General features: G+C 71.0%; 10 protein-coding genes. 2 read left to right on the forward strand and 8 right to left on the reverse strand.

The features are described 5' to 3' along the window. Positions 1 to 13 precede the first annotated feature (13 nt). The 8 genes from ACFRKB_RS24125 to ACFRKB_RS24160 form a co-directional block, all read right to left on the reverse strand. Positions 14 to 1,792, reverse strand: a complete 1,779-nt coding sequence (locus tag ACFRKB_RS24125) for an IucA/IucC family protein (protein ID WP_383108462.1) — start codon at positions 1,790 to 1,792, stop codon at positions 14 to 16. Then, entirely contained in the window at positions 1,779 to 2,375 is a 597-nt protein-coding gene (locus ACFRKB_RS24130; protein WP_383108463.1) for a GNAT family N-acetyltransferase, read from the reverse strand. Before ACFRKB_RS24130 ends, ACFRKB_RS24125 begins: the two co-directional genes overlap by 14 nt. Then, positions 2,372 to 3,667 carry a lysine N(6)-hydroxylase/L-ornithine N(5)-oxygenase family protein gene (locus ACFRKB_RS24135; protein ID WP_383108464.1) on the reverse strand — a complete coding sequence of 432 codons (1,296 nt, stop codon included), beginning with the start codon at positions 3,665 to 3,667 and terminating at the stop codon, positions 2,372 to 2,374. The genes ACFRKB_RS24130 and ACFRKB_RS24135 overlap by 4 nt, the downstream gene beginning before the upstream one ends. Beyond that, positions 3,651 to 5,096: a pyridoxal phosphate-dependent decarboxylase family protein gene (locus ACFRKB_RS24140; protein ID WP_383108466.1), complete on the reverse strand. Its 1,446-nt coding sequence runs from the start codon at positions 5,094 to 5,096 to the stop codon at positions 3,651 to 3,653. The genes ACFRKB_RS24135 and ACFRKB_RS24140 overlap by 17 nt, the downstream gene beginning before the upstream one ends. A gap of 201 nt (positions 5,097 to 5,297) precedes the next feature. Next, positions 5,298 to 6,473: an acyl-CoA dehydrogenase family protein gene (locus ACFRKB_RS24145; RefSeq protein WP_383108467.1), complete on the reverse strand. Its 1,176-nt coding sequence runs from the start codon at positions 6,471 to 6,473 to the stop codon at positions 5,298 to 5,300. Positions 6,474 to 6,479: 6 nt separating this feature from the next. After that, on the reverse strand, positions 6,480 to 7,427 hold the full coding sequence (locus ACFRKB_RS24150) for a hydroxymethylglutaryl-CoA lyase (protein WP_383108468.1): 948 nt from the start codon (positions 7,425 to 7,427) through the stop codon (positions 6,480 to 6,482). After that, complete coding sequence (locus ACFRKB_RS24155; RefSeq protein ID WP_383108470.1) at positions 7,424 to 9,397, reverse strand: ATP-binding protein; 1,974 nt, start codon at positions 9,395 to 9,397, stop codon at positions 7,424 to 7,426. The genes ACFRKB_RS24150 and ACFRKB_RS24155 overlap by 4 nt, the downstream gene beginning before the upstream one ends. 8 nt (positions 9,398 to 9,405) lie before the next feature. Further along, the gene (locus tag ACFRKB_RS24160) at positions 9,406 to 11,037 is read right to left on the reverse strand and encodes a carboxyl transferase domain-containing protein (protein WP_383108471.1); all 1,632 of its coding nucleotides are present in this window, start codon (positions 11,035 to 11,037) and stop codon (positions 9,406 to 9,408) included. Positions 11,038 to 11,136: 99 nt separating this feature from the next. Here ACFRKB_RS24160 and ACFRKB_RS24165 point away from each other — a divergent pair, with 99 nt between their 5' ends. Both ACFRKB_RS24165 and ACFRKB_RS24170 read left to right on the forward strand, forming a co-directional pair. Further along, complete coding sequence (locus tag ACFRKB_RS24165) at positions 11,137 to 11,787, forward strand: SACE_7040 family transcriptional regulator (protein WP_383108472.1); 651 nt, start codon at positions 11,137 to 11,139, stop codon at positions 11,785 to 11,787. A gap of 120 nt (positions 11,788 to 11,907) precedes the next feature. Continuing rightward, a complete protein-coding gene (locus ACFRKB_RS24170; RefSeq protein ID WP_365972588.1) occupies positions 11,908 to 12,687 on the forward strand; it encodes a phosphatase in 780 nt (259 codons plus the stop codon). The last annotated feature ends 37 nt before the right edge of the window (positions 12,688 to 12,724 follow it).

Genomic DNA, 12,724 nt, shown 5'->3' on the forward strand with positions numbered 1-12,724 from the left:
CGTACCCAGCTCGCTACGACGCGAACCGCGCGAGCGGATTCGTCAGCGTCCCGACGAGCTGGAGCGCGCCCGCCGGATCCTGGAGGTCGACCATCTGCTCGTTGTCGCGCAGCTGGAGCCGGTTGAGGCAGGACAGCGCGAACTCACCGGTGAACAGGTCGTACTGGCGGAATGTATCGGCGAGGTGGGGCGCGGACTCCTGGTAGCCCCGGACGCACTCGGCGACGGTCCGCCAGAACGTCTCCTCGTCCAGCACGCCGTCCGAGACGAGCGACGCGTTCAGGAAGCGGAAGAAGCAGTCGAAGACATCGGTGAAGACCGACAGCGCCTTCATGTCCTCCGGCACCTCCGCGCGGATCCGCTCGACGGCGGGCGGCAGCACCGCGTGCGGGTCCATCACCGCGATCTCCTCGGCGATGTCCTTGAAGATCGCCCGCTGGACGGTGCCGTCCTCGATGACCAGGACGACGTTCTCGCCGTGCGGCATGAACACCAGGTCGTACGCGTAGAAGGAGTGCAGCACCGGCACCAGATACGCGTCCAGATAGCGGCGCAGCCAGTCGGCCGGCGCGCGCCCCGACTCGGCGATCAGCGCGCCCGCGAAGGACGCCCCGTCCCGGTCGGTGTGCAGCAGCGACGCCATGGTGGCCAGCCGCTCGCGGCCCCGGAGCGAGGGCACCGGGCTCTCCCGCCAGAGCGCGGCCAGCATCTTCAGATACGGCGAGCCCTTGGCGGTCGCGGCCTCGTACTGGCGGTGGTGGTAGCCGATGGCGGCCCGCTCCCGGATGATCGAGAACCGCGCGGCCCGCAGCGTGTCGTCGCCCTCGATCAGCCGCGCCAGCCAGTCGTTGATGGCGGGCGTGGCCTCCATGTACGCGGCGGAGAGCCCGCGCATGAAGCCCATGTTGAGGACGGACAGCGCGGTCTTGACGTAGTGCCTGGCCGGATCGCTCGTATTGAAGAAGGTACGGATCGACTGCTGGGCCAGATAGCTGTCGTCCCCCTCGCCGACACAGACCAGCCGCTGCCGCGCCACTTCGGCGGCGAACGTGACGGACAGCTTGTTCCACCACTGCCAGGGGTGCACCGGGATCAGGAAGTAGTCCCCGGGGTCGAGTCCCTGGCCGCGGAGCACGCCGTCGAACCGCTCCAGCGTCTCCGGCGCCAGCTCCCGCCGTATCAGCGAGTGGTAGTCGAGCCCGGCGCCCGCCGTGAAGGTGGCGCGGTCGCGGCGGGCGGCGAGCCAGACCAGCCGGACGGGGCTGGCGGTCTCGGGGGCGTACGCGCGGTACTCGTCCACCCCGAAGCCGAGCCGGCCGTTGTTGGCGACGAAGCAGGGGTGGCCCTCGGTCATCCCCGTCTCGATCTCCTGGAAGCCGGAGGCGGCCAGTTCGGCGGAGGTGACCGGCTTCTTGGTGAGTTTGTACGCCGTACCGGCGAGGGTGGCGGAGATCTCCTCCAGATAGACCGGCAGGATCGCGGCGGAGAGCCCCAGGGTCTCGCGCAGCTCGATGAAGAACTCCAGCGGATCCAGGTCCAGTTCCATGGCGTCGCGATGGCGGGTGACGGACTCGGCGGGGATCTGCCAGTGGTCGAGCGCGAAGCGGCGCGCGGTGAAGCGGTACTCCGTCGCGCCGTCGTCCGAGCGGACGCGATAGCGGTCCTCGCCCAGCGCCTCGGGGGTCAGCAGGCGTTCGTGCGAGAACTCCGCCAGTCCCTTGCGGATCAGCAGCCGGCCCGCCCGCTCCCAGAGCGCGGGGGTCAGATGCGCGACGCTGTCAGTGACGTTCATGACCGGCTCCTTGTGCCGCGCGGAACATCTCGCGCGTGCAGATGCTGAGGTGGGCGTCCTTCTCCGGCTTCGCGAGCTGCTCCACGATCCGGAAGCCGACGGCCTCGTTGAGGGCGTGCACGGCGGTGTTGCGTATATCGGGCTCGACCACCACACGCCGTACCGAGGGGTCGTCGAAGAGCAGCTCCATCACGGTCGTGATCACGGCGCGGGTGAAGCCGTGCAGCTGCCGCGCTCTGTCGGCCGGCGCGACCAGGAAGTGCATCCCGATGTCGCCGGGCTCGGCGTCGTACAGCCCCTTCAGCTCCACCTCCGCCGGGTCGTACCGCTCGATCAGAAAGGCCGGGACCCCTTCGTGCAGCCCGATGAAGGCGTCATGGTGCCTGGCCGCCGCGATCGCCATGTACGCGCGCTCCACCTCCAGGAGGGACGCGCCCTGCATCAGCCAGTAGGCGGCTTTGGGATGGGTGACCCAGCCGTGCAGCAACTCGGCGTCGGTGAAAGGGTCGACGGGCCGCACCTCGAACCGGCCGAGCCATTCGTCGGTGCGTACGTACACGATGTCCGTGGTCCGCTCGCTCATACGACGGTGCCTTCCGGGGCGGAGAACTCCTGGAACGCGATGGCCTTCTCGACCGGGTAGTACGCGCGCCCCAGCAGCTCGGCGATGATGTACGCGTTGCGGTACGGGCCCATGCCCAGGTCGGGCGAGGTGACGCTGTGCGTGTGCGTGCCCGCGTTCTGGAGGAAGATCCCGCGCCCGGTGATGTCGATGCTGTAGTTGCGGGCGATGTCGAAGCGGCCGTGGCCGTCCCGGCGGATCCGGTCGTCCACCGGCTCCAGGAAGTCGGGCGTGACGTACTTGTAGCCGGTGGCGAGGACCAGTCCCCGGGTCGCGAGCGAGAAGTCCCGCTCCTGCTCCTCCTGCCGCAGCCCCAGGGTGTAGGTGCCGTCGGCGAAGGCGGCCGAGGTGAGGGCGGTGTTGGCCAGCAGCCTTGTCGGCACCGGGCCTTTCAGGTTCTTCCGGTAGAGCAGATCGAAGATCTCGTTGATCAATTCTGAGTCGATGCCCTTGAACAGGCCCTTCTGGCCCGCCTCCAGCCGGTAGCGGGTGGCCTCGGGCAGCGCGTGGAAGTAGTCGATGTACTCCGGGGAGGTCATCTCCAGCGTGAGCTTGGTGTATTCGAGCGGGAAGAAGCGCGGCGACCGGGTGATCCAGTTGAGCTGGTAGCCATGGACATCGATGTCGGAGAGCAGGTCGTGGTAGATCTCCGCCGCGCTCTGCCCGCTGCCGATGAGGGTGATGGACTCCTTGGCCTGGAGCGCGGCCTTCCCCCGCACATAGCGGGAGTTGTGCAGGAAGTCGCCGCCGAGCCCCTGGCAGGAGTCGGGTACGTACGGCGGGGTGCCGGTGCCCAGGACGAGATGGCGGGCCCGGTACGTCTCGTCCCCGGCGCGGACGACGTACAGCTCGCTCTCGTCGTCGTAGGCGACCGAGGTCACCGTCCGGTTGAAGCGCACGCTGGTGAGTTTCGCGGCGGCCCAGCGGCAGTAGTCGTTGTACTCCGTGCGCAGCGGATAGAAGTTCTCGCGGATGTAGAACGAGTACAGCCGTCCGGACTCCTTGAGGTAGTTGAGGAAGGAGTACGGCGAGGTCGGGTCCGCCAGGGTGACCAGGTCGGAGAGGAACGGCGTCTGGAGATGGGCCCCTTCGAGGAACATCCCCGAGTGCCATTCGAAGTCCGGCTTCGACTCCAGGAAGACACAGTCGAGTTCGGCTATCGGCTCGGTCAGACAGGCGAGGCCGAGGTTGAAGGGCCCGAGCCCGATGCCGATGACGTCGTGCGGGGCGTGCGGCTCACGAGGCGCGGACAAGGGTCTCCCCTCCCAGGTACTGCTCGGCGTGGCCGGCGATCAGATCGAGGACGGCCGTGATGTCCCGTATCGAGGTCTCGGGGTTGAGCAGGGTGAACTTGAGGTACTGCCGGCCGCCGACGCTCGTCCCCGCGACCACGGCCTCGCCGGAGGCGAACAGCGCCTTGCGGGCGTGGAGATTGGCCCGGTCGATCGCCGCGGGGCTGGTGATACGGGCGGGGACATAGCGGAAGACGAGCGTGGAGAGCCGCGGCTCCACGACCACGTCGTAGCGGGGGTCCGCGGCGAGCAGCCGCCAGCCCTCGGCGGCCAGCTCGCACACCTCGTCGAAGAGCTGCCCGATCCCGTCCGCGCCCATCACGCGCAGGGTCATCCACAGTTTGAGGGCGTCGAAGCGGCGGGTGGTCTGGAGGGACTTGTCGACCTGGTTGGGGATGCGCTCCTCCACCGCCCTGCGTGGATTGAGGTAGTCCGCGTGGTACGTGGCATGGCGCAGCGTCGCTCCGTCCCGTACCAGCACGGCCGAGGAACTCACCGGCTGGAAGAAGGACTTGTGATAGTCGACCGTGACGGAGTCGGCGTGCTCGATGCCGTCGAGGAGCGAGCGGCGGGTGGTGGAGGCCAGCAGCCCGCAGCCGTACGCGGCGTCGACATGCAGCCAGGTGCCGTACCGCGCGCAGAGCGCGGCGATCTCGGGCAGCGGGTCGATGGAGCCGAAGTCGGTGGTGCCCGCGGTGGCGACGACGGCCATCGGGATCAGGCCCTCGGCGCGGCAGCGCTCCAGCTCGGCGGCGAGGGCGACCGTCCCCATGCGCTTGTCGCGGTCGCAGGGGATGGACACGACGGCGTCAAGGCCGAGCCCGAGGAGGCTGGCCGACTTCCGCACGCTGAAGTGGCCGCACTCGGAGGCGAAGACACGCAGTTTCGCCGCGGCGTCCGCCTTGGCCTCCTCGCGGGCGAGCAGCAGGGCCTGGAGGTTGGACTGCGTACCGCCGGAGGTGAAGACCCCGTCGGCGGACGCGCCCAGACCGATGCGGCTCGCCGTCCAGTCGATCAGCCGGCGCTCGATCAGGGTGCCGCCCGCGCTCTGGTCCCAGGTGTCGAGCGAGGAGTTGACGGCGGAGAGCACGGTCTCGCCGAGCACCGCGGGGATGACGACCGGGCAGTTGAGATGCGCGAGATAGCGGGGGTGATGGAAGTAGACGGCGTCCCTGAGATAGACGCGCTCCAGTTCGTCGAGGGCGGCGGAGGCGTCGCCCAGGGGCCGGTCCAGATCGACGGCGGACACGACCAGGGCCAGCGCGTCCGGTGTGACTCCGGTGAACGGCCTTCTGGTCGTGGCGAGTCGGTCCGCCACCCGCTCGACTCCCTCGGTCACGGAGCGCCGATAGCGCTCCGCTGTCGCGTCATTGAGCAGGTGCGCACGCATCAAGGTCCTCCCGGACGTGTGGGGGAAAGTAAGGTTAGCCTAACCTAACTTTCAATCGTCCGGGCGTGCTTCCTCCCGCAACCGCTCCTCGCCCGGGCCCCGTCGCCAGTGGCCGACGAAGGTGACGGGGCTCCGGTCGCGGCCGTCCACGGCGAAGCCTGGGTTCGGCCGGCCCGCGCGGCGGCGACGGGCGGCGGAGCGTCAGCCCGTCGGAGTCAGATCCTCCAGCCCCAGCTCCCGCGCGATCAGCATCCGCTGGACCTCGCTCGTCCCCTCACCGATCTCCAGGATCTTGGAGTCGCGCCACATCCTGGCCACCGGATACTCGTTCATGAACCCGTATCCGCCATGGATCTGGGTGGCCTCACGGGCGTTGTCGACGGCGACCGTCGAGGAGTAGAGCTTCGCCAGCGCCGCCTCCTTCTTGAACGGCTCGCCGTGCGTCAGCCGGGAGGCCGCGTCCCGCCAGCCGATCCGCGCCATGTGCGCGCGCGTCTCCATGTCGGCGATCTTGAACTGGATGGCCTGGTTGGCGCCGATCGGCCGGCCGAACGCGTGCCGCTCGCGCGCGTACGCCACCGACTCGTCCACACACCCCTGGGCGAGCCCGGTCGCCAGCGCGGAGATCGCGATCCTGCCCTCGTCGAGGATCCGCAGGAACTGCGCGTAGCCGCGGCCCTCCTCACCGAGCAGATTGGCCAGCGGGACCCGGACGTCCGAGAACGACAGCTCGCGGGTGTCCGACGCGTTCCAGCCGACCTTCGAGTACGGGGCGGCGACCGTGAAGCCGGGCGTGCCCGACGGCACGATGATCGAGGAGATCTCCGGACGGCCGTCCTCCTTGCGGCCGGTGACGGCGGTGACCGTGACCAGACCGGTGATGTCCGTACCGGAGTTGGTGATGAAGCACTTGGTGCCATTGATCACCCAGGAGTCGCCGTCGCGCACGGCGGTGGTGCGCGTGCCGCCCGCGTCCGAACCGCAGTCCGGTTCCGTCAGGCCGAACGCGCCGAGCAGCTCGCCCGAGCAGAGCCGGGGCAGCCACTCGCGCTTCTGCTCCTCCGTACCGAAACGGTGGATGGGCATGGCGCCCAGCGAGACCCCGGCCTCCAGGGTGATCGCCACCGAGGAGTCGACACGGGCCAGCTCCTCCAGGGCGATGCCGAGCGCGAGATAGTCACCGCCCATGCCGCCGTACTCCTCCGGGAACGGCAGCCCGAACAGCCCCATCCGGCCCATCTCACGGACGATCTCGTAGGGGAACTCATGCCGCTCGTAGAAGTCGCCGATCTTGGGCGCGACGACCTCGCGGGCGAACTCCTCGACGGTGCGGCGCAGTTCTTCATGCTCGGCGGAGAGCCGGTGGTCCAGGGACATCGATGGTCACTCCTTGTGGGAGAGGGCGCGTACGGTACGGGAGGGGCTGGGGCGGCCCAGCCGTTCGGCCAGCCAGCCGCTGGTGGCGACGAGCCGGCCGAGATCGACGCCGGTTTCGATACCGAGGCCGTCGAGCATCCACACGAGGTCTTCGGTGGCGAGATTTCCGGTCGCGCTCTTCGCGTACGGGCAGCCGCCGAGGCCGCCCGCGGAGGCGTCCACGATGGTCACCCCGTGCTGGAGCGCCGCGAGGGTGTTGGCGAGCGCCTGGCCGTACGTGTCGTGGAAATGCACCGCGAGGACGTCGGTCGGCACGCCCTCCTCGTTCAGTTCGGCGAGGAGCGTCTGCACATGGCCGGGGGTGGCGACGCCGATGGTGTCCCCGAGGCTCAGCTCGTCACACCCCATGTCCCGCAGGGCCTTGGCGACCCTGACGACCTGATGGATCGGGACGGGCCCCTCCCAGGGGTCGCCGAAGCACATCGAGAGATAGCCGCGGACCCACATCCGGTCGTCCTTGGCCCTGGCGACGACCGGCTCGAACATGGCGAGCGACTCGTCGACCGTCCGGTTGAGGTTGGCCTTGGCGAAGGATTCCGTGGCGCTGCCGAACACGGCGATACGGCGGGCGCCCAGCGCCATGGCGCGGTCCAGCCCGCGCCCGTTCGGCACGAGCACGGGAAGCTCGATGTCGGGGGCGCCGCCGAGGTCGGCGAGCATCGGGAACAGCCGCTCGGCATCGGCCAGTTGGGGCACCCACTCGGGGCGGACGAAGCTGGTCGCCTCGATGGTGGTCAGCCCGGCGTGGGCGAGGCGGTGGATGAACTCCGCCTTGACCTCGGTCGGTACGACGGCCTTCTCGTTCTGGAGCCCGTCGCGCGCGCCCACCTCATGGATACGGACCCGGGGCGGCAGGCCCTGCGCGGGCACCGCCATGGGAAGTCCTTCGGTCATGACTCCTCCTCGGCGGGACCGGCCGGCGCGACGACGGCCAGCACCTGATCCATGGCGACGGTGGAGCCGGGGGTGACATCCAGCTCCGTGACCGTGCCGCCGTGCGGGGCGGAGATGACGTGCTCCATCTTCATCGCCTCGACGACCAGCAGACTCTGACCGGCCGTCACCTCGTCCCCGACGGCCACCTTGACGACGGTGACCGTCCCGGGCATCGGCGCGGTCAGCGCGTCCACACCGCCCGCCCCGGCGGCCCCGCGCAGAGCGGCCTCGACGGGGTCGAAGTCCTGGACGTGCCAGCTGTCCCCGTCCCTGCCGAGCCAGTCGCCCGCGCGGTGGAAGGCGTGGGTCACCCCGTCCACGGTGACCGTGACCCGGCCGGGCTCCACCCGGAACCGGTCCGCGGCCGGCGCCTCCCGCGTCACGGGGTCCAGCCCCGGCACCCGCAGCGGATGGCGGACCGGTTGGGGGGCGCCGCCGAGGCGCCAGCCGTCCGGTACGGAGAAGGGGTCCACCCATTCCGCCGTCGCGGGCGGCAGCAGCCCCGCCTGACGGACCGCCGCCGCGGCCGTGTACACCTCGGGCGGGACCGTCTCCGCCAGCAGCCCCGCCGCCTCGCGCTCGACCAGCCCCGTGTCCAGCTCGCCCGCGACCACCGAGGGATGGGCCAGCAGCCGGCGCAGGAAGCCCGCGTTCGTCGGGACCCCGAGCGTGACCGTCTCCGCGAGCGCCGCGCGGAGTCTGCGCAGGGCCGTGGCGCGGTCGGGGCCGTACGCGATGACCTTGGAGAGCATCGGGTCGTACGCGCTGCCGACGTCCGCGCCCTCGGAGAGGCCCGAGTCGGTCCGTACGCCGTCGCCCTCCGGCTCGCGCAGGGCGAGCACCGTACCGCCGGAGGGCAGGAAGCCGCGGGCGGGGTCCTCGGCGCAGACGCGCGCCTCGACCGCGTGGCCGTCGAACGCGATGTCATCCTGGCCGAAGGGCAGTTCCTCACCGGAGGCGATCCGCAGCTGCCACTCGACCAGGTCCAGGCCGCGCCTGCCGCCGACCGACACCGCCAGCTCGGTCACCGGGTGCTCGACCTGGAGGCGGGTGTTCATCTCCATGAAGAAGTACGACGACGGGTCGCCGCCGGGGACGATGAACTCGACCGTCCCCGCGCCCGTGTATCCGCACGAGCGCGCCGCCCGGACCGCCGCCTCGCCCATCGCCGCGCGTGTCGCCTCGTCCAGCAGGACGGACGGCGCCTCCTCGATGACCTTCTGGTGGCGGCGCTGGAGCGAGCACTCACGCTCGCCCAGATGCACCACGTTCCCGTGGGTGTCCGCCAGGACCTGGATCTCGATATGGCGCGGGCGGTCCACCCAGCGCTCCACCAGGAGCGTGTCGTCCCCGAAGGAGGAGCGCGCCTCGCGCCGGGCCGCCGCGATCTCCTCGGCGAGCGCGGCCTCGGACCGCACCAGCCGCATGCCCTTGCCGCCGCCGCCCGCCGACGGCTTCAGCAGCACCGGCATACCGATCCCGCGCGCCGCCTCGGCCAGCTGGTCGTCGCTCAGCCCGCCGCCCGAGGAGCCGGGCACCACCGGGACCCCGGCGGCCCGTACGGTCTCCTTGGCGCGGATCTTGTCGCCCATCAGCGCGATGGCGGGGGCGGGCGGGCCGACGAAGACCAGCCCCGCGTCCGCGCAGGCGCGCGCGAAGCCGGCGTTCTCGGCGAGGAAGCCATAGCCGGGGTGGACCGCCCCCGCGCCGGTACGGGCCGCCGCCTCCAGCAGCCGGTCGACGCGGAGATAGCTCTCGGCCGCGGCGGCGGGCCCGATCCGTACGGCGGTGTCGGCCTCCCGTACATGCCGGGCGTCCGCGTCCGCGTCGCTGAACACCGCGACCGAGCGCACGCCCAGCGCCCGCAGGGTGCGGATGACGCGAACCGCGATCTCGCCGCGGTTGGCGATCAGAACCGTGTCGAACATTCCCACCCTCACATCCGGAAGACGCCGAAGCCCTGCGCCGCGCTGTCCCTCCGGGGCAGCGGGGCGTTGGCACACGCGGTCAGGGCCAGACCCACCACCTGGCGGGTCTCCAGCGGGTCGATCACGCCGTCGTCCCAGAGACGCGCCGTCGCGTAGTAGGCGTTGCCCTGGGTCTCGTACTGCGCGCGGACCGGGTCCTTGAAGGACTCCTCGGCCTCGGCCGGCCACTCCTCGCCGCGCCCCTCGATCTGGTCGCGCTTGACGGTGGCCAGCACGGACGCGGCCTGCTCGCCGCCCATCACCGAGATCTTGGCGTTGGGCCACATCCACAGGAAGCGGGGGGAGTAGGCCCGGCCGCACATCGAGTAGTTGCCCGCGCCGTACGAACCGCCGACCACGACCGTCAGCTTCGGCACCCGCGCACAGGCCACGGCCGTCACCATCTTCGCGCCGTGCTTGGCGATCCCGCCCGCCTCGTAGTCCCGGCCGACCATGAAGCCCGAGATGTTCTGGAGGAAGAGCAGCGGGATACCGCGCTGGTCGCACAACTCGATGAAATGCGCGCCCTTCTGGGCGGACTCGGAGAACAGGATCCCGTTGTTGGCGACGATGCCGACCGGATGGCCGTGGATCCGCGCGAAGCCGGTGACCAGCGTCGTCCCGAACTCCGACTTGAACTCGGCGAACCGTGAGCCGTCGACCAGCCGCGCGATCACCTCGCGGACGTCGTAGGGCGTACGGGAATCCACCGGCACCGCGCCGTACAGCCCGGCGGGGTCGGCCTTGGGCTCCTCCACCGGCTCGACGGACCACGGCAGCGGGCCGCGCGCGGGGAGCGTGGAGACGATCGTGCGGACGATGCGCAGCGCGTGCGCGTCGTCCTCGGCGAGATGGTCGGTGACGCCCGAGACCCGGGAGTGGACCTCGCCGCCGCCCAGCTCCTCGGCCGTGACGACCTCGCCGGTCGCGGCCTTCACCAGCGGCGGGCCGCCCAGGAAGATCGTGCCCTGACCGCGGACGATCACGGCCTCGTCGCTCATCGCCGGGACGTACGCGCCGCCCGCCGTGCAGGAGCCGAGCACCGCGGCGATCTGCGGGATACCGGCCCCGGACATCCGGGCCTGGTTGTAGAAGATCCGGCCGAAGTGGTCGCGGTCGGGGAAGACCTCGTCCTGCATCGGCAGGAAGGCGCCGCCGGAGTCCACCAGATACAGACAGGGGAGGCGGTTCTCCAGGGCCACCTCCTGGGCGCGGAGGTGTTTCTTCACCGTCATCGGGTAGTACGTACCGCCCTTGACCGTGGCGTCATTGGCGACCACCACGCACTCGCGGCCACTGACCCGGCCGATCCCGGCGATCACCCCGGCGGCCGGGGCCGCCCCGCCGTACATCCCCTCGGCCGCCAGCGGCGCCAGCTCCAGGAAGGGCGAGCCGGGGTCGAGGAGGGTGTCCACGCGGTCGCGCGGGAGCAGCTTCCCGCGCGCGGTGTGCCGGGCGCGGGCCTTCTCGCCGCCGCCGAGGCGCGCGGCGACGAGCCGGGAGCGCAGACCGTCGGCCAGCTCCTGATGAGCCGCCTCGTTGGCCTGCCATGCCTCGGACGCCGGATCGGCGGCGCTCGCCAGCACTGGTGCCTGCCGCATCGCTCGTAGCCCCCTCGCTGGGTTCACTGGTGTTAGTGAGCGTTAACGTATTGCCTTCAGGTTAACGACCGCTAACGGCCCTGTCTAGAATGATTTCCCATGAGCACCAGGACCGCGGCCCCGACCCGCCGCGAGCAGATCCTCAGCGAGGCAGCGCGCCTCTTCGCCGAGCGCGGGTTCCATGGCGTCGGTGTCGACGAGATAGGGGCGGCCGTCGGCATCAGCGGGCCCGGTCTGTACCGCCATTTCGCGGGCAAGGACGCGATGCTCGCCGAGCTGCTGGTCGGCATCAGCGGACGGCTGCTGGACGGCGGGAAGCTGCGCGTACGGGGCGCGGGCGCGGCCGGCGACCCGGCCGCCGTACTGGCCTCCCTGATCGACGGACACATCGACTTCGCCCTCGACGACCGCCCGCTGATCACCCTGCACGACCGCGAACTGGACCGGCTGAGGGACAGCGACCGCAAGCTGGTGCGCCAGCTCCAGCGGCAGTACGTGGAGCTGTGGGTCACGGTCGTACGGGAGCTGTACCCGGCCGTCCCGGAATCCCAGGCGCGCGGCGCCGTCCACGCGGTCTTCGGCCTGCTGAACTCGACACCGCACCTCGGCTCACCGGGCGGTGGCCTCCCGGGCCGCGCGGCCACGGAGTCCCTGCTGCGCCGCCTGGCACATGGCGCGTTCGCGGCGCTCGGCGAGACGGGTGAGGCGGGCGGTACGGACGAGCCGGGGGACGCCGCCGGTCGCGGATGAGGCCCGGCGGACCCCGCCGACGGGGGCGTACGGAGTCCGGGCTGGTCGAAGACCGGCCGAAGACCGTCCGTGAACCGGGACACCCGGCGCGGCGCGCGGGCCGGACGGCACAATGGGCTCATGCCGATACCGAGCCGTGCCGCCCTTGTCGACCATCTCGTCCGAACGCGTATCGCCGGGAATGTCGCCACGCCCCGTGACAACAACCTCTCCCACTACCGCAAGCTGGCCAACGGCGACCGCCACTACTGGCTCGGCCTGGAGCTGGGCGACCGCTGGACCGACGAGCAGGACGTGCTCGCCGTGATGGCCGAGCGGTGCGGGGTCAGCGACGACCCCGAGCACCGGGCCGGCCAGGACACCATCGATCCCGAGCTGACCGTGGACGGCCTGGAACGGCTCGCCGCCCGGCTGCGCAAGGCCGCCGCCGGCAAGCAGCGCGTACTGTTCGCGACCGGCCACCCCGGCGGGCTGCTGGACGTGCACCGGCAGACGGCGGACGCCCTGCGGGCCGCGGGGTGCGAGATCGTCCGGATCCCGGGCGGGCTCACCGCCGACGAGGGCATGGTCTTCCAGTTCGCCGATGTCGCGATGCTGGAGCGCGGCGCGACCCTCTGGCACACGCACTCGCCGGAGCCGATGCGGGCGATCCTGGACGGTCTGGAGCGCGAGGGCAGACCGCAGCCCGATCTGGTGGTCGCGGACCACGGCTGGGCGGGGTGCGCGGGCCAGCGCGGACTGGACTCGGTCGGGTACGCGGACTGCAACGACCCGGCGCTCTTCATCGCCGAGGCGGAAGGCACGCTGGAGGTGACCGTCCCGCTGGACGACCATGTCACGGACCCGCGTTTCTACGACCCGATGACCGCCTATCTGCTGAACGAGGCGGGCCTGCTCTGACCGTACGGCCGCGCCGGCCCGCCCCCTCGTCGCGGCG

The organism is Streptomyces scopuliridis (assembly GCF_042790125.1).
GTDB lineage: Bacteria > Actinomycetota > Actinomycetes > Streptomycetales > Streptomycetaceae > Streptomyces > Streptomyces scopuliridis_A.